This window comes from Bombilactobacillus mellifer (assembly GCF_000970795.1).
GTDB lineage: Bacteria > Bacillota > Bacilli > Lactobacillales > Lactobacillaceae > Bombilactobacillus > Bombilactobacillus mellifer.
This window is the reverse complement of the sequence record NZ_KQ034028.1, coordinates 614974-632768: the sequence shown is the minus strand read 5'-3', so window position 1 is coordinate 632768 and position 17795 is coordinate 614974. Positions and strand designations below refer to the sequence as shown.

Here is a 17795-nt window from a genome sequence, read left to right as displayed (position 1 = left end):
CTCGGGGCTAGTTGCCAAAAATAATTATAACAAAAACAAATAATATATTTTTAATATAATCCTAAGAAATAAAATTAGAAAAAATTAGAAATTGACTCCATTAAAACAGCGTTTAAACATCTGTTTTTAAGATTATATAAAAATAATATTAAAAATATATTTACTTTTAATTTTACTTTTAGATATAATCTGAGTATAGAAAATTTAATAAAAACATGGAGGTGTCACCAATGAAACAAAATATTAAAAGAGCAAGTGTAATTACCCTTTTAGCTATTTCACTAGGCGCAGCAACAACTCCATCAATAGCTAGTGCAGCTACATTAAATAATCAACAAGATGTAACTGCAACAAATCAACAATAGTTTAATAAAGAATTAGAACAAAAAAACAACAATGTTAATATCAAAAATTATAGTGAAGTTCAATACGATGCAAAAAACAACCAAACAACAGTAACAATTTCAGATATTGAACTTAGACAATACTTAATTGCACAAGGAGCAAATCCAAATCAATTAGGCAATTTAGGATTAATGAGATCCTACGAAGTAAGCAAAATTGTTTGGTATGGTAGAATTAGTAATGGTAATGCCAATCTCTATTTATCAAAAGGGGCATTACAAGCAGCAAAATCAGTAGGATTTATCGGAACATTTTATTATGGATTATTCCGAGCATATGCAGGAAATTATTTCGGAGCTGTAAAAAGCTTCTTAAGTTCTGTAAACTGGGCAATTAAAATTACAAATACTCAAAACGGAAAAGTATACATGATGCGTGGATGCTGGTATGCAGGTTCATACGCACAATAAAGGGGGAGAAAAAATGAAAAAAACCTTCTTTAAAGAAATAACAAAAAAATACCCAACAAAATATACAAATACAATGAATAAAATAAATAAATTAACTTTAATAACACTAGATATAAGCTTATTACTATGGACTTTATCATTATTTTTAATAAAAATAAGACCATATGCAAATTTATTATTAATAATAGAAGCAGTACTAGTTATAATCAGCATAATATTTATTATATTAGATGCAAATATAAGAAGAAATGGAAATCCAAAAGGAAAATATTGGAATTATATGTAAACAAAAGGACTAGAATAAATCTAGTCCTTTTGTTTACATATCACGTTCCAAATTGCGTCTATAAGCCCTTAAACGCTTCTTATACCATTAGGAAGAACGAGAGGTACTTTTATCATTCTTAATACTTCTATCGACCACAGAGGCTAATTTTTCACTCTGCTGTTGATTAGCTTCTTGGATTTTAGATAATAAAATTTCCAAAACGCTATGCCAGGTACCAGAATTATCTAAAAGCCCTCGTTCTTGAATAACTTTTTGAGTAATATCTTTATCCTTTTCATCCTTTATTCCACCCAAAATCTCAAAAAAATCATAATAAGTTTGACTTAAATTTTTTTCTTTTAATCTAAGTTCTTGCTCTCTTTCTTCTAATTTTTTCTCCCGCTGAGTCAGTTCATTTTTCCAATCTTCAAACTTTTTTTAACTGACTTCAAAGATTTAAAAAAAACTTCAATGCTAATTTCAAAGGGATTATAAAGATGATTACTGCTAAAATTAACAGCCAAATTAAGTTTCCGTTCAATTTTACTTTGAGGATTTATTTCATCACTTATATGGTCGATTAAATCTTTAGTTTTAGAAACTTTTTTATCAAATTGTTGATGTTTGCTTTCCAAATCAGCTAATTTATTTTGAGATTCTTTGAAAAATTTAAGAGACTTTTCCTGTTCTAAACGAGCTTGATTAATTACTTTTTCAGCCTGAAAAATTTTCTCATCAGTAAAACGATTGACTTGCAATTCTTTTAGTTCGGCTTCAGTTTTAAAATTTTGATAATCAGGATTATTAACGCGTTGCAGTCCTCGTTCAACCTGCCAACCCTTAGCCTGAACAGCTTCCACAAATTTTGTTTGGTCTCGACTCATTTTAGTTTTGTTACCAAACATTTTTTTTGTCATAAAATTTAAAGTCTGCAAAGAAATAGTCGAAGAAATTACCTGCATGTGCGGAATATTCTCATCAAAATGAACAACAGCTGCCAAAGTACGACCATAAGTTTCACGGTCACTATTCATAACATCTAGGCAATCATGAAAAAATTTAATCTGCTGTGAACGGTCAAACTGATTAATAAAATCAGCACTAGGTTGAACCACAGAAGTAATTACATCAACTCCATCTTTCCGCAACTTTCTCCGAGCAGAATTAAGAGCAGACTTATAACTTTTTTCAGAAGAATAATCAGCACGACGAACAAAATCATCAGGACGTTCAGAACGCTTCTGATTCACAACTTTAATTGATTTACGGCGAGCTTGATCCAAATTATTTGACCGAGAATGATACAAAATAACATTATCTTTAGTTTTAGCAACATCAATTAGACGGTGGCCATCATCAAATTTATCAGCATTTTTTCATCACGAAAATACTCTTTCACCAAACCATTAACTGACTTACTTGCTTTAACTTTTTTACGGTTAATACTCAAATATTTAGCCATCTTAAAACCCCCACAATAACTCAATTATAGCAGATATTAACTTATAATAGATAGCTTGCTAGCTAGCTAGACTTACTACGTAAATCTGCGAGCCATGCGGGGCAAAAACCGCAACAAATGCTAACGCAAATGTTGCCCAAAGGACAGCTCAAAATTTCTGTTGAAGCAGAAAAATTTCACGTCCATTGGCAAACCCAAAACCCAAAAATCAAGACAGCACTCCAGAACTATAACAGCGCGTATCTCCGACTTGAAAACTGAAAATCCCCTGCGTCGGCTTCACAATATAATAATCTCTGCGCTTCCAATCCCAACGAGCAATAACCACTTCTGTTCCTAATTCCGCATCATCATCTGGACTATCGGTATCAATCAAATCTCCATTTTCCGCATCATCCAAATAGCGGGATTTAGTAGCCCCAACGATTGGAGAGGTTACTCTCTTAGCCCACTGCCAAGCAAGAGCTACCTGCGCCATAGTGGCCTGATATTTTTGGGAAATCTCATATACTCTTTTGGCAATCTGATGATCAGCTTCAAAAGTATGATCATATTTGCCGCGGGCAACGCGATCTGTTTTACTACGTAGAGTATTCGCTGACCAAGTTGGTCTCGCCAGTCTGCCGGAAGCCAATGGACTATATGGCATTAAAGAAACATTCCATTGTTTACAAATTGGAATCAGTTCATGCTCATCTTCTCGATATAAGAGATTATAATGATTTTCCATCACAGAAAAAGGCGTCCATCCATGGTCACGCGCCACTAATTGCATATTATAAAATTGATAACCGTACATTGCAGAAGCTCCCAGGGCCCGTACTTTACCCTCTTGCACCAATTCATTTAAAGTTTCCATGGTTTCTTCAATTGGTGTTTCATAATCAAAGCGATGAATAATGTACAGATCGAGATAGTCAGTTACTAATCGCTTTAAGGTTCCCTCGATTTCACGTTTAATTGCTGTTTTAGACAAACGTCCCGGGTTAAAATATACCTTCGACGCAATGACTACTTGATCACGTGCGATATTTTTTCAGGGCTTGTCCTAAATATTCTTCGCCGGTACCGGCAGAATAACCATTAGCAGTATCAAAAAAGTTAAATCCTAATGCCAAAGCATGCTGCACTACTTGTTCAGTTTGTGATTTATCTAAAGTCCAGTCGTGCATTGTTTGCGGTTGACCAAAGCTCATCCCTCCAACACAAATTTTCGATACTCTCAGATCGGTTTTACCAAGATACGCATATCCCATCGTCTCATCGAATTCTTTCATTATGAACATAATGATTAAGATGTTTTAATCGGTCGCAAAATTTGAGCGGGAGTTCCGGCCACCACCATATTAGCCGGCACATCTTTGGTGACAATGGCTCCGGCACCCATGATCGCATTTTCCCCCACAGTTACACCGGGCAGCACTGTGGCGCCTGCACCAATCCAAGCACCTTTTTTGATGTGCACCGCTTTTAAAATTAGATTTTGCCGTTGAGTGGGTGCTTCCGCGTGATTCATGGACAGCAAGGACACTCGTGGTGCTAACAACACATTATCTTCCAAAAAAATTCCACCCAGATCCATGAATAAACAATCTCGATTAATAAATACATTTTCCCCGATAAAGGTGTGTGCACCTAAATCCACCTGCCACGGTGGATTAATCCGCAATGTTTCGGGAACAGGATAACCTAAAATGGCTTCCATGGCTTTCAATTGCGCAGCTTTCGTAGCAGTTTGATTGAATTGTAATAATAATAATTGACTCGTGGTTTGCGCTACAAGCTGATCTACTTGTTGTTGAAGTGAACTGTCAAAGACGACTTTTCCCCCATTAATCAGTTCTTTTAAAACAGGATTTCCCACAGTCATCACATCCTCTGCCTTTATCCTAGGTGTGTTTCAACAGAATGTCTAATGCTAAACTATCATGACGTACTATGTACCAAAAACATAAAAATAACTGCCGGCAATTTTCTCAGCGATTAAAAGTACCTGCCAGGTGGTTTCTGACGATCAAAAGCCAAGCTTATCCTCATTGAAAAAGCTTAACGTTTTATCAGATCAGCTTAGGTTGTTGCTTGGCAGTTGTAAAATATATCATCTCCTATGTCTTTATTAAATAAATTTTAAAAATTGCTTGACATGGAGTAAACTCCAGCCTTTATATTCTTAATTTGTAAATATTGATTTGCAAGATATTTACAAATTAAGGAGGTTGCAGTAATGACAGAACTAAATAGATTAGACTTAGGAAAAAAGACACTCGCTCAAGTTGATGGCCCAGCGGCTGATAATGTGATGAATTCTTTAAAGGATATTGCGCCAGATGTGGGAAAATATATTTTTGAATTTGCTTTTGGTGATATTTACAACCGACCTACGCTGGACTTGAAGCAAAGAGAAATGATTACAATTACCAGTTTGTTAACTCAAGGTGATACTGCTGCTCAATTAGACGTTCACATAAATGCTGCTTTAAATGTCGGCTTAAGCGAAACAGAAATTATAGAAACATTTATCCAATGTCTACCTTATGTCGGCTTTCCCAAAGTTCTCAACGCCATTAATGTTGCTAAGGAAGTATTCAAGAATCGTGAATAACGTAGATATAGAAAATATAGATTTTTTATGTCACAAAATCCAAGCATCCAAGCACTTAGTCGCTTTTACCGGGGCGGGAGCTTCCACAGATTCTGGAATTCCCGATCTCGATGGAATCAACGAAATTCTCAAAAACGATGGTTTGTTTAGTTACGCCCATTTGCGTATGGGAGTTTTTGGGTTATTAAATCCGAATTTTGCCATAAATAATCCAACGGAATTTTATAGATTATATAGAAAAACTTTTTTTCAGCCTTATGCAGTTCCTAATAGTACACATCAAGTACTTTCGCAATTAGAGAGGGCTGGCATTTTAAAAAGCCTAATAACTACGAATATTGATACTTTACATCAAAAGGCCGGTGCCAAAAATGTAGTGGAATATTGGGGTAATATGCGACGGAACAGATGTTGTAGTTGTAATAAAAAATATGACTGGGATCTATTAGCTTACGATCAAAAGAAAATCCCCTTATGTAAAAACTGCGGTTCGACAGTCATTCCCGAGTTTGTTTTACGCGGTTTAGCAAGTTATCCCGCAGCTGTAAAAAAAGGCGAAGCAGAGATCAAAAAAGCGGATGTGCTGATTGTCGTTGGAACCCGCAGAAGCTTTTCTTCTTTTGACAATAAAGGAGTTATATTTGTTATTAACAATAAATATAACTCCCGCCATAATGATAAAAACGTTGTAAACATCACTCAGAATGCTAATGAAGTCTTTAAGATTCTGCAAAAAAAGTTGCAGCTTTAATCTAATCTTTTATTGGAATCAATGTATCTCGAAATGTTGTCGAAAGCTGTCAGTTATAAGTCCGTGCCAGCGGCCAGAACGTTCATCATTAAAGTTAGAAAGTCTGGCCCCGTCAACCCTTATTGGTGCAACAATGACCACAAGCACCAGTTGCAAACCCAGAAGTCTCAATATCAGGGACTTTGGTATATGTATAAAAAAGGAGAAAAGTAAAGCCATTATTTGGAGGCCTAGGGTTGGCGGTCAACATGAATATAATTAACTATCGCAATCCCTAGATATAATCTTCTGGATTTGTCGGTTGTTGCCCGAAATTATTACTTCAAAATTTTATCAAACACAATATATGATACGATCCATAAAACGATCCCGACCAGCAGAAATAGACCAAATATTTTCAACAAGTCGAATATTGTTGTATGGGGAAACCAGTTACTCCATACCAAACAAGGATACACAGTTATTAGCATAATTAGAAAGTGAATGATTGATTGTTTGATCAAGGAACAACTTTCAACTTCATAAATAACTGAGGCTGCAACAACTATTGTCACAATTAAACCTGTGAGAAAAGTCGATTTAACCTGGTAGTCCTCCAGCCGCTGTAATTTCATAATTCCAGCAAGTGAACTCATAATCACAAAAGGAATAATTCCCCGGATAATTGCCGATAAAATATAACGCATAAATTTTTCCTTAATTTAGTAGTTCATTGTCAAAACTTTTATATTAAAATTTTATCATAGTTCAATTTATAATAATAGTTACATTATTGTCTGGAAAATATGAAATTTAATCGGACTATCTTTGAGACAAAAGTGCCAGACACAACACTTTGAAATTCAGCCAAATAAAGTACAATACCCAGTTTTTTTAATTAAAGCAATCAGCAAAAAGAGTGTAAAATATCATGAGTTTTGACCAAATAATTAATCGTAAAAATACTTATAGTATGAAATGGGATGGTGCCCAATCAATTTACCAGAATTCCAATTTAATTCCTATGTGGATTGCAGATATGGATCTCAAAGCCCCTGAGCCTATTATCTCTGCAATTAGAAAGTATGCCGAACTAGGAATCTATGGTTATGTAGAGTATCCTGAGCTCACAGACATACCACAGGTCATAGCCGAATGGTTAAAAAAAAGAAATAATTGGAATGTTAAACCGGAAAATCTGGGTTATAGTTCAGGAGTAATTAATGGAATCAGTCTGGCTATTAGAGCTTTAACCCAAGAAAATGATTCAATCATCGTCCAAAGTCCGTTATATGGGCATTTTAGATCTGCTATTGAGCATAGCAAAAGAGTATTAGTAAAAAATGATCTCATTAGAGAAGAGAAAAGTTATTTCTTTAATTGGGATAAATTGGAATCTCAAATTGTTGCGAATCATGTGAAAATGGCTATTTTATGTAACCCCCATAATCCCACTGGTAGAGTTTGGTCCCCCGACGAATTACGCCACTTCGTTAATATTTGTCAACAACACCAAGTAATTATTCTTTCGGATGATATCCATAGTGATTTAATATTACCAGGTTATCAATATTATCCCGTAGCGTCTATTTGTCCAGAATATAGTAACCAAATAATAACTTTTAAATCTTTATCGAAAACATTCAACGTAGCTGGGCTGCAATTTTCATATTACCACACTACCAATAACACCTATTTGAAGAAGATGAAAAGCACTGCACAATATTCTTCTAATCCTGAGTGGCCTACTTCTTTTGCGTTACCCGCATTGAAGGCAGCTTATGAAAATCCCATTTGTGAAAAATGGCTGCAACGATTATTAGTCTATTTAGCAAGTAATCTTCAATGGTTAACTAAAGAAATTGAAAGTAAAACCCCAGCTATAGTTACCAACAGCCAGTCTACCTATTTAGCGTGGATTGATGTCAGTTATTTACATTGTTCTGAAAAGGATCTGTTGCATGAATTAAATAATAGTGGCATCGGGATTCAATCTAATAAAGATTTTGGGCTCAATAATAATGACGGTTTATTTATTAGATTAAATTATGCAACTTCTAAAGCCGTTTTAAAACAAGGTATTCAAAGATTAATAAACGGTTTAAATCACTTGCACAAGAAATAAAATACAGCTCCCTGGAAGTGTCTTTTACTGCCGCGGAGCTGTATTTTGCATACATAGTGATAATTTGTTCATATACAAATAGCAATCATTTACATTTGTACTGACACGTTCAAGAACCTTTCCATTAGTTCTTGGCGTACTGTTGGCTTTCCAATCTTGCTTTATAAAAGTCTATTTTATTATTCAAAAATAAAATGTGTTCTTCTAATTGGCGATAATTTTCTTCCAATCTTGCTTTTTGTTCATATAGCAATGACAATCTGGCATTAATTGTACTGTCACCTTGATCTCTTAAATTGGAATATTCTTTGATATTTTTGATCGGCATTCCGGTCTGTTTTAACCTTTTAATAAATTGAATCCATTTGATGTCATTATCATAATAAACCCGAACATTATTTTTATCCCTTTCGGGAGATATTAGCTTTTCTTTTTCATAATACCGTAAAGTATCAATTGTTAAGTGGGTTATCTGCGAAATTTCTCCAATTTTATATTTTTTTGCGCTCACTAGTAATCAGTCCATTTTTTTACAATATTTTATTTACCTAGGGAATGAGTTAATTATAATTATAGTACTAACACTTCTTTATTATAGTTGAAAAATAAGCCAAACAACAGCATGCTTACGCGTTATATTCAAGAGTTGCATACCAACGAAAAAAATAATTTGAATTATTTTTAAGAAATCTTCATTAACTTAAATTTGCAGTTGGATAGTTTCCATCTCAGAATTCAAAATATCCAAAATTAAGCCCTTTTTTAAGTTATCTCCACTTTAATCATGATAATTTGATAACTTTTATTCTTTAAAACCTGTAAGTAATGGATTTACATTTAAGAGACTTTTCAAATTTTTAAATCACTTATGGCGTTAGACATTCGAATATAAAAACTTTTCAAATCAATAGTTTTTTACTGGCGTTGATATTAAATCCATACGCTAGAATATAACATGATTCAATTATTTTTTTAAATAGGAGTTTTATCCTCAACATTTGAAACATGGAAAGCAGGTCAAGGTAAGCAATCAAATACGCTAATTAATTCAAATTTTTAAACAAAATCTTCAACTAGCGCAATATCTTATTCACTAACACCAAAGTATAAAATATAGTAAATGTTTGGGCAATAATAAACGAAGAAATGATAGTTTTGCTTTTACTAAAAATGGACAAAGGAAAATTTTGTAAAAGAACCTTTTCTTCACTTTTTATGGTTAAATGTTAAACTTAAAGGTTATTATATTGTTGTGAGGGTCCTAAACTAGCACTTAAATAGATTGCTATTTTCTTGAACAATACTTTATACTCCATTTCTTCCAATTTTTTCAAATGTATAAATACATTTAATTAACACTAATACTACCAATATAGTGTAATGATTTGCTTAAGTCTAATTTTTGAGGGTTATTTATCAGTTCTGTAATTTCATGTTTTAGCTCTTCGACATATTTTGGCTCTTCGACCCATATATTCATAAAGTGATTACTACATTCAATTGTAATATCCCCACTATGCTTTTTTAAAATCGTATTCCATCCAGTGTAATAATCCATATCTTTAGATTCTGCATGCCCTAAAATTATTAGTTTAGGATTCAGTTTTTCTAAAATTTCACTGGGAATATGACCGCTTTTTCTACCGTGGTGTGGGGCTAACAATACATCTATTTTAGGCCAATCAACGGCAGATTTTATTTTATTCATAAAGTCAGTTTCCAAATCTCCCATCCATAAAAATTTTGCATTATCCTGAATAGAGTACAGTATAATCGGAGAAATATTATTAGGACTGTTATCTGCCTGCTTAAGTGACAGCTTGAAATCTTCATTGGACGTATCAGGCCATAGTATTTTTATCCCGGCACTTCCTCTTTCTTCGTCTCCTTGATTCAACCATTTTCTACTACAGCCCTTGTATATATAAAAGGCTTTGTCTCTTAAATTACAATATTCTTTAAAAGACGGTGTTATGTCTGGTTTCGTTACGTTATTTTTAACACAGTAAAAACTCTCGATAGGACATATTTTATTTATGGATTCCAATCCATGAAAGTGATCTTCATCAGGATGAGTGGAAATGAACCTAAATATACCCTTTTTATTTCTTATATCTTTAATTTCATTTAGAATTTTTGTTCTATATTGTTTATCTTCTGGTAAATTACAATCAATGATAGAAAAACTATCAGAATTGTGTTTAATATAAGACATATCACCATTACTGACATTAAAAAACTTAACTATGCTCATTATTTTCTCCTTTTATATAATTTTCAATTAAGACATTATTTGCAAATTTTTCCCCAGCTTTGTGAGCTGAATAAGTAGTTACAATCCAATTAATTATAAAATAAATGTGTACTTTATAATTATAATAAATATATGGAAACATTAGCATTATTGGATAAAATATAACAAAAACAATGGACAGAACACTTATATCACGTGCCAAAAGATAATTTGAGTTTGAAAAGAAAATTATACTTTCATTTTTTACAGCTATATATTGTTCATACCATTTTTTGTTTTGATATAATTCATCTTGTTTATTTTTTTTAATTTCACACCAAGTAATTTTATAAAATTTTTTTAAACCAATTGTTGATACTCTGGGATCAGAATAATTTCCACAAAACAATTTTGATAGTGCTTTATTTCCAGGCAGGTTAGTGATTCTACCAAAAACCAAAATATTTTTTACATCTGTTGACAATATGCTATCTAAAATATTCATATATATATATATAACTCCCATGTTTCCAAAAAAAGTAAATAAGCTAAAAATGAAATCATAATTATCAACAAAATACTTATGTGATATTTTAGTTGAAAATAGAATAATAATAATGGAATTAGCACATATAAAATACGGAATATCTTTAGTTTTGTATTTTTTTAAATCATACATTTAACTATACCTTATAGATTTCTAGTTGAAAAGTCATCATTCTTGTTACAAACTATTTGTTGCTGATTTGTTTAGCATTTCGATCAAATAAATTAATTCTCTAGCGACCTCTTTTAACTCACAATTTGCTATAAATCTAACAAATTTGTTATTTGTTAGATGATTCAGATCTTTGTAGCGTAATACTTACACTAATAGAATTTGAAAGTTTCTATATTACTATTGTTTTTTGAAATATTAATTAATAAAATTATTTGTTTTAATGAAAGCATTTTTAATTACCCTGATAATTGTAGTTAAAAGTCCTTGTTTTCTGTGTCAATTTGTGGTAAATGATTGGCCTTATTTAAATCAGCGGTGGAACCTATAGCAGTATTGCCGAAATTGAAGTCTTTTTTTTTCGGTAGAATTGTCAACCATGGAATTAGGTTTTAGAACTTGAGCAGTGCCTGGTTTCACTTCAGTATTTGGATTCTTCACAATATTACCTGCTGTATTGTTGTTTTCATTAGGTTTTGTTGTAACTGTTGCATTTGTATCAATTGAACCAGTGTTTGATTTACTGGTATTATCGACTACTGTATTACTATTAGAATTGGTACCTGGCTTATGAGTATTTAATTTATTTGTTGTATTAATAACGTTTCCAATATGATTTACAACATCAGTGGTCTTGTCACCTGATTTACTACTAAAGTGATCCGTTATACACAGTAGTAATTACTGTAATATAAGCGTTAGTAACTGATGCATAAGATCCTAAGCCTGTAGACGCAATCAATTTAGTAGTGTTAATGGCTTAATGAAATTATTTTTTAAGTTGGATGCTATTATGATATTCACCTCACAGTTTCATAATTAATGATTTATATTAATATTCTAGCACAGTTCTTCTATTTGAAACCGTTTTATTTTTGTTGATGCATAATTGTAAACCAAAATATACTGTAATATACAAATGTAATTTGATCGAGGAAATATATATTGATCCAATAAATTTATATCGCATAACTAATGAAACTTAAGGATTTTCAATTCGAGGCCAAAAAATTCCTAGATTAGCAAATAATTTCACAAGTAATTAAAGGAATATGCTTTTAAAAAACCTCCAGTATAAATTTCATTTTTTAAGCTTTTTTTCTTTTGCGGGGATTAATTGTAGAAAAAGCGTCGCCAAAATTGCACCAGCTCCGATTATTTGCAATTTCCCTAAAACGGTTTGAAGAAATATAAACGATAACACTGTGGCCGTTAAAGGTTCAAAAGAGGAGAGCATCGAAGTTACTGAGGGTTGGATGAAACGTAAACTAGTTAAATAAAATAAATAAGCCAACATGGTTCCAAAAATGATAATAAATAAAATATTTCCCAATAGGTATCCATTTAGTTGAGGCAGTGGATAAAATGCTATATAAGGAATAAAAGGTAAACTACCCAAGAGCATTGCCCAACCCACTACTAAACGCGGATCATATTTTGTTAGCAACCTCCCGGGCAATAATGTATAACTTGCTTGGCTAAGCCCAGCGCCGATCCCCCACAACAGCGCTAGTGGAGACAACGAAAGTGAATTAAAATGACCATTAGTTACTAATAAAAAAGTCCCGCAGACTGCTAACAGAATAGAAATAATATTTATTCTTTGGGGCCAAGTTCTTTGTGCCAACGCTAAATATATAATAATGAAAATTGGTCCTAAAAATTGCAGCACTGTAGCCGTGGGTGCATTGCCATAATTGATAGCCAAAAAATATGTCAGTTGTGACGGCAGCATCCCTAAATAAGAAAATAAAATTAACGTTTTGGCATCATTCCCCTTTTGCCAAATACTAAAACTATTGCTTGTTTTTCCAGTTGTCAGTTGATACCAGATGAGTAATAACAGACCCGCAAAAAACAAGCGTATTCCGACTAGCCAAAGCGGGGACAGCTTACCCCTGGAAAAAAGACCTTGCGCTATGGTGCCTGAAGCTCCCCAAAATATAGCACCTACAATTGCATAGAAAATACCTTGTCTTGATTTAGTCATAAGGCCGGCTCCTCAAATTTCATTTGAAATATGCTTCTAATTATTAAACATTTTTTGATTCCAAAACATGTAAAGGTTCATTTTTATTATCTTTCTAATAGTGCCAGATATTAAATTTAATTATACATTATCCTCCAATCAACTCTGCTCATTTTTTATGATAGTGAACCCGAAATTTGCTATTTACAAACTAGAGTAAAACAGCATAATGACAAGAAAAAGGCCTCTGAAGAGGCCTTTCATTTTTTATTTCTGGGAACTTTGTGACTTGACGCTAACTTTTCCTCCAGAATAGTGAATCATATGATGTATTACCTAAAGTAAAAAAATTATTTAATTGAACGTCCAATATCAAAGCTAGGCAGCAGTTTGCTAATTAAATTAGTTCTAGTAGTTACCCAAGCACAGTAATAATTTTTTTAGTAAATTTGTCAATAATTATCATAGCTTGAATTGGGAAGTGTTTCCAAAAGCGAAAACTATCTCACTTGATTTTTTGATGAAGGGTCTATAAATCAGGGCGGAACAATTATTCTTAGCTTGATTCACAAGTACTTGAAGACTAGAAATAATCATTTCAAGGATCGACTTGCATACAGGTAACCTCACCTGACAAAATGCTGAAGTATTTTAGTATAGAGACATCTTAAAGAACCCTAAAGGCATTTACCTATAAAGTGTAGAATATATAGTACACACATTGGACTAATACGTAAAAAAAACCGTAATTCAATCACTGAATTACGGTTACTTAAATTATCATAGTGGCTTTACTTGATATATAAATGTTTAATTGCGTAAGTAATACAAAAGTAAGCATAAGTATGATTTTTATATCACTGAATTTTTTCATATGTATAAATTAATAATTGTATTGACATATATCTGAAAACTTTCTATAATTAATTTTGTGGATGGTTCAAGATACAATTCTAATGTACTTAGATTCTTAACATACGAATTATTTTCGTACTATCTCACTCACAAAATCGAATGAAGAATAATAAAATTTTCAGAGGAGGCTGAAATGAGCATATATCAACGAATTAAGGATTTAGTTAATGATAAACATATAAGTATTGCTCAAATAGAAAGAGATTTACAACTTTCTAATGGAAGCATGGCAAAATGGGATAAGCATAGTCCCAAATCAGAAAATATTGTCGCTGTTGCTAAGTATTTAAATGTTTCAACAGACTATTTGTTAGGAAGAGATACTAGCAAGAACAAGATTAATCCTGATAAAGATGTACAGACTTTGCAAAGAATGGCAGAAGAATATACCCCAGAGCAAAGAAAACGTGCAATTAAAATACTTGAATTAGCTATGAAATATGAGGAGAAAAATAATAATGAGTAATAATGATGAATTTGCTGACTACGACAGAGCTTCTATTATGGCATGGAATACAATAATAGACGCAGGAATATATAAATTTCCTTTTTCTTTAATAGATCTTTATAAAAGATTTTCAACAATAAGATTAAAGTCTTTTACAGATTATGCTGAGGAGCTCAATTCTAATATAAAAAATAATCATGATAAAGTTAGTGCTAATGATATTGCATTAATGCTAAGATCCAATGATGGTGCTACTCAAAGATTATTTAAAAAAAATATAATGTGCTATTTGATTCTGATTGTTCAAAAAAACCTGTTCAAAGAATTAGATTCACATTAGCCCATGAATTAGGACACTATGTATTAAGGCATTTTTATGATAAAAGCACAAATAATTTTAGAAGAAATAGTTCGAATGATGGTAAAAATTCTAAATTCGAGCATGAAGCTAATAGATTTGCTAGAGAACTTCTAGCTCCCGTTTTTCTGGTTGAAAAGTTTCCTATATATTCCACCAAGGAATATATAGGAAAATGCCTGGACATAAGTCCAGAATCAGCTTCAAACGTAATATCCTTCTATAAAAAAAATGCAAAAAGATACTTTATTGATGATAATGGTGACGATTTCAGCGCGTATAGAAAATATTTTTATAAAGTTAATTACTTTGAAGGACGCCAAAATTCATATATGCCAAATAATAAGCATTGTTCAAAAAATTTTGCATTTACATATTGTAAAAAATGTAAATGTTCTCAACAAACATTTAAAAATCAAAAGCATTGCATAATATGCAATTCTACAGACTTGTTTTTTGTAGTACCTACTAACTTTTTTTATTTCCATGAACAATTTGAAGAAAATTCTATTATTTTAAACAATTTAGATGATAATCATATAGTTATTCCTGATTATTGTCCTAATTGCAATACTCCCATAATCGATCCAGAACTAAATAATTGTAAAAAATGTGGTTATATTATTAGAAATACTTGTAAATCAAATTATCCATGCAATCTTATATTGTTACCAAGACGTGCTAATTTTTGCCCAGTATGTGGAGAACAAACTACTAAAAATTAGCATTTAAGTTCCAGAAAACAATAATTTTTAATATAAAATGGTGGGTGTTATAGGAAAACACAAATTTGAACTATTATGAAGGACTCTATGAAAATAACTGACATAGATGAGTAAAGAAAAATAATCCATATACACAAGAATTCTATAATTATAAAGAAAATAGATAATGAAGTTTTTTTCCGATTCACCAGAGAAGAAAATTGGATTACATCCCTGAAATATTAAATTATACAGATATTAATGTTACTTTGTAAGTTTAAACTCCTCTGTTTAAAGATAACTGTTAGGAAAAAGGTTTTTAAGCTATTATCCAAATAAAAAGCACATACAATTAAATGTATGTCTTTTTATTTTGTTTCGAAACTTTGAATATTACTTTCTTGATAAGCCAATCCGACATACTCAAAAATAATTTAACTTTAACACGATTAAAATTCCTATAAGTATCCAAGTTTCAATGAAAAATAAAAGCGTAATCCAGAATTGAATTACGGTTACTTATTGCTAATAATGTCGCAGGTGAGATTCGAACTCACGACCTACGGTTTAGAAGACCGTTGCTCTATCCAGCTGAGCCACTGCGACAAACAAGTACCATTATAATGAATAAAATTGATACTTGTCAATACCGGGATTTAATTCTAAAAACGTTTCAGATATTGATCCCGCTCCCACTGCGAAACCGTTTGCCGATAAGCGGACCACTCTAATTCTCGGGAATCGAGAAAACTCTTATAAAGATGTTTCCCTAAGGCATCCACGACCACGTCGTCTTCTTTGAGAGCTTTCAAGGCATTGTGTAAAGTAGACGGTAAATCAAAGATATGATTATCCCGCCGGGCTTTTTCACTCATGGTATAAATATTGCGATTAACTGGCGGCACTGGATTTTTTTGCTCCTTAATGCCCGCTAATCCACTCGCTAAAATAGCGGCAATGGCTAAATAAGGATTGGCTGTGGGATCAACACTCCGCAATTCTAACCGGGTGCCTGCACCCCGAGCTTGTGGAATTCGAATTAAAGGTGAACGATTTTTACCTGACCAAGCTACATAAACAGGGGCTTCAAAACCTGGTACTAGTCGTTTATAAGAGTTCACAGTCGGATTATTAACCGCAGTTAATGCCCGCGCATGTTCCATCAAACCATTTAAGAAATACATCGCTGACTGTGATAATTGATTTGGTGTTGTGGGATCGTAGAAAGCATTACCCTGCTCATTAAATAAAGACATATTAATATGCATACCCGAACCATTAATACCCTCTAAAGGTTTGGCCATAAAGGTCGCATGGAGACCATGTTTTCGGGCCACAGTCCGGACAACTAGCTTAAAGGTTTGAATGTTATCGGCTGCTTCAATGGCGTCTGCATATTTAAAATCAATCTCATGTTGTCCGGGTGCAACTTCATGATGACTGGCTTCAACCTCAAAGCCCATTTTTTCCAATTCTAAAACAATATCCCGCCGACAATTTTCACCTAAATCCACTGGTTCAAAGTCAAAGTATCCGCCATTATCATTTAGATTTAAGGTTGGCTCACCTTTGTCATCGAGTTTAAATAAGAAAAACTCTGGTTCCGGACCAATATTAAAAGCAGTGAAACCAGCACGATGCATTTGTTGCACAATCCGCCGTAAATTATTCCGGGGATCCCCAGCAAATTCACTACCATCTGACATATGAATATCACAAATTAAACGGGCAACTTTACCATGCTCGGCATTCCAAGGGAAAATTAACCACGTATTCAAATCCGGGTATAGTAACATATCACTTTCTTCAATGCGGACAAAACCTTCGATTGAAGAGCCGTCTAAGGTGGCTTTATTAGCCAAAACTTTGTCTAATTGATCAATTGGTACTTCGACATTTTTTAAAACGCCATTAATGTCTGTAAACATTAATCGTAAAAATGCTACATCCTCATCTTTGGCAATTTGGCGAATATCATCCGCAGTATACTGTTTTCTTGTCATTGAACCCATTCTCTCCTTATTCTTTTACCATAGATTATTCGAGCCATGGTTCTCCCAACGACCTACGCGCAACATCTCTTTATGAAAGATTTTTCGCGCCTCGGTATCGCTTAGACTGTCCGGATCATTGGAAATTTGTGGTGCATTAGTTTTACTCAAAACGCGTCGAATTTCTTGCATCGTCATTCCAGAATCCAAATAATCTTTGATCTCCAGTAATCGTTCAATATCATTGAGCGAGTATAAACGTTGGTTACCAGCACTGCGCTTGGGGTATACCAATTCGAAGCGCTCATAATAACGTAACTGGCGGGGGGTTAATCCCGTTAACTTGGAAACGGTACTAACTGGCAATATGGACATGTTTTTACGTAATTCTTTCTCACCCACGGTCATTAACCTCGAACATATGCCTACTATACCAATATTCGAAAACAGCGTCAAC

General features: G+C 32.9%; 20 protein-coding genes, 1 tRNA gene and 1 pseudogene. 9 read left to right on the top strand and 13 right to left on the bottom strand.

All coding sequences use genetic code 11. From position 1 onward, the window contains the following. Nucleotides 1-230 precede the first annotated feature (230 nt). The 3 genes from JG30_RS09260 to JG30_RS03185 all read left to right on the top strand — a co-directional run bounded on the left by JG30_RS09260 (nt 231) and on the right by JG30_RS03185 (nt 1101). Nucleotides 231-365: a hypothetical protein gene (locus JG30_RS09260; RefSeq protein WP_282433256.1), complete on the top strand. Its 135-nt coding sequence runs from the start codon at nt 231-233 to the stop codon at nt 363-365. Between the two features lie 171 nt (nt 366-536). Continuing rightward, nucleotides 537-815, top strand: a complete 279-nt coding sequence (locus JG30_RS03190; RefSeq protein WP_046316097.1) for a hypothetical protein — start codon at nt 537-539, stop codon at nt 813-815. 13 nt (nt 816-828) lie between these two features. Further along, a complete protein-coding gene (locus JG30_RS03185; RefSeq protein ID WP_046316095.1) occupies nt 829-1101 on the top strand; it encodes a hypothetical protein in 273 nt (90 codons plus the stop codon). An 87-nt stretch (nt 1102-1188) separates the two neighbouring features. Here JG30_RS03185 and JG30_RS03180 read toward each other — a convergent pair whose 3' ends face one another. The 5 genes and pseudogenes from JG30_RS03180 to JG30_RS03165 all read right to left on the bottom strand — a co-directional run bounded on the left by JG30_RS03180 (nt 1189) and on the right by JG30_RS03165 (nt 4409). After that, complete coding sequence (locus JG30_RS03180) at nt 1189-1398, bottom strand: hypothetical protein (RefSeq protein ID WP_046316093.1); 210 nt, start codon at nt 1396-1398, stop codon at nt 1189-1191. A gap of 92 nt (nt 1399-1490) precedes the next feature. Next, entirely contained in the window at nt 1491-2423 is a 933-nt protein-coding gene (locus tag JG30_RS03175) for a plasmid recombination protein (RefSeq protein ID WP_084616647.1), read from the bottom strand. Next, nucleotides 2423-2545: a hypothetical protein gene (locus tag JG30_RS09255; RefSeq protein WP_282433255.1), complete on the bottom strand. Its 123-nt coding sequence runs from the start codon at nt 2543-2545 to the stop codon at nt 2423-2425. The genes JG30_RS03175 and JG30_RS09255 overlap by 1 nt, the downstream gene beginning before the upstream one ends. Nucleotides 2546-2933: 388 nt before the next feature. Next, nucleotides 2934-3801 (bottom strand): annotated as a pseudogene (locus JG30_RS03170) (aldo/keto reductase); the annotation flags it as partial. A gap of 35 nt (nt 3802-3836) precedes the next feature. After that, on the bottom strand, nt 3837-4409 hold the full coding sequence (locus tag JG30_RS03165; protein WP_245626284.1) for a DapH/DapD/GlmU-related protein: 573 nt from the start codon (nt 4407-4409) through the stop codon (nt 3837-3839). A 360-nt stretch (nt 4410-4769) separates the two neighbouring features. Here JG30_RS03165 and JG30_RS03160 point away from each other — a divergent pair, with 360 nt between their 5' ends. Next, on the top strand, nt 4770-5147 hold the full coding sequence (locus tag JG30_RS03160) for a carboxymuconolactone decarboxylase family protein (RefSeq protein ID WP_046316089.1): 378 nt from the start codon (nt 4770-4772) through the stop codon (nt 5145-5147). Further along, complete coding sequence (locus JG30_RS03155) at nt 5140-5898, top strand: SIR2 family NAD-dependent protein deacylase (RefSeq protein WP_052725176.1); 759 nt, start codon at nt 5140-5142, stop codon at nt 5896-5898. The genes JG30_RS03160 and JG30_RS03155 overlap by 8 nt, the downstream gene beginning before the upstream one ends. 317 nt (nt 5899-6215) lie before the next feature. On the opposite strand, the gene JG30_RS03150 is transcribed toward JG30_RS03155, so the two are convergent. Further along, entirely contained in the window at nt 6216-6584 is a 369-nt protein-coding gene (locus tag JG30_RS03150; RefSeq protein ID WP_046316087.1) for a DUF3021 family protein, read from the bottom strand. 224 nt (nt 6585-6808) lie between these two features. Here JG30_RS03150 and JG30_RS03145 point away from each other — a divergent pair, with 224 nt between their 5' ends. After that, the gene (locus JG30_RS03145; RefSeq protein ID WP_046316085.1) at nt 6809-8002 is read left to right on the top strand and encodes a MalY/PatB family protein; all 1194 of its coding nucleotides are present in this window, start codon (nt 6809-6811) and stop codon (nt 8000-8002) included. Between the two features lie 124 nt (nt 8003-8126). Here JG30_RS03145 and JG30_RS03140 read toward each other — a convergent pair whose 3' ends face one another. The 4 genes from JG30_RS03140 to JG30_RS03125 form a co-directional block, all read right to left on the bottom strand. Continuing rightward, nucleotides 8127-8513, bottom strand: a complete 387-nt coding sequence (locus JG30_RS03140; protein ID WP_046316083.1) for a MerR family transcriptional regulator — start codon at nt 8511-8513, stop codon at nt 8127-8129. An 837-nt stretch (nt 8514-9350) separates the two neighbouring features. Then, nucleotides 9351-10256, bottom strand: a complete 906-nt coding sequence (locus JG30_RS03135) for a ComEC/Rec2 family competence protein (protein WP_046316082.1) — start codon at nt 10254-10256, stop codon at nt 9351-9353. Next, entirely contained in the window at nt 10243-10740 is a 498-nt protein-coding gene (locus JG30_RS03130; RefSeq protein ID WP_143443880.1) for a hypothetical protein, read from the bottom strand. Before JG30_RS03130 ends, JG30_RS03135 begins: the two co-directional genes overlap by 14 nt. Before the next feature lie 1294 nt (nt 10741-12034). Beyond that, nucleotides 12035-12943: a DMT family transporter gene (locus tag JG30_RS03125; RefSeq protein WP_046316078.1), complete on the bottom strand. Its 909-nt coding sequence runs from the start codon at nt 12941-12943 to the stop codon at nt 12035-12037. Between the two features lie 1027 nt (nt 12944-13970). Between JG30_RS03125 and JG30_RS03120 the strand changes: the two genes are divergently transcribed. Genes JG30_RS03120 through JG30_RS08865 form a run of 3 tightly spaced genes read left to right on the top strand, consistent with a single transcriptional unit; the run spans nt 13971 to nt 15368 of the window. Beyond that, on the top strand, nt 13971-14303 hold the full coding sequence (locus JG30_RS03120) for a helix-turn-helix domain-containing protein (RefSeq protein WP_046316076.1): 333 nt from the start codon (nt 13971-13973) through the stop codon (nt 14301-14303). Then, on the top strand, nt 14296-14625 hold the full coding sequence (locus JG30_RS03115; protein ID WP_046316073.1) for a hypothetical protein: 330 nt from the start codon (nt 14296-14298) through the stop codon (nt 14623-14625). The genes JG30_RS03120 and JG30_RS03115 overlap by 8 nt, the downstream gene beginning before the upstream one ends. After that, complete coding sequence (locus JG30_RS08865) at nt 14568-15368, top strand: ImmA/IrrE family metallo-endopeptidase (RefSeq protein WP_084616644.1); 801 nt, start codon at nt 14568-14570, stop codon at nt 15366-15368. Before JG30_RS03115 ends, JG30_RS08865 begins: the two co-directional genes overlap by 58 nt. 511 nt (nt 15369-15879) lie before the next feature. On the opposite strand, the gene JG30_RS03110 is transcribed toward JG30_RS08865, so the two are convergent. The 3 genes from JG30_RS03110 to JG30_RS03100 all read right to left on the bottom strand — a co-directional run bounded on the left by JG30_RS03110 (nt 15880) and on the right by JG30_RS03100 (nt 17740). Next, nucleotides 15880-15953, bottom strand: a tRNA-Arg gene (locus tag JG30_RS03110). Between the two features lie 56 nt (nt 15954-16009). Next, on the bottom strand, nt 16010-17350 hold the full coding sequence (glnA, locus tag JG30_RS03105) for a type I glutamate--ammonia ligase (protein ID WP_046316071.1): 1341 nt from the start codon (nt 17348-17350) through the stop codon (nt 16010-16012). A 24-nt stretch (nt 17351-17374) separates the two neighbouring features. Beyond that, nucleotides 17375-17740 (bottom strand): MerR family transcriptional regulator, encoded by a 366-nt coding sequence (locus JG30_RS03100; RefSeq protein WP_046317185.1) that lies wholly within the window; start codon nt 17738-17740, stop codon nt 17375-17377. Nucleotides 17741-17795 lie beyond the last annotated feature (55 nt).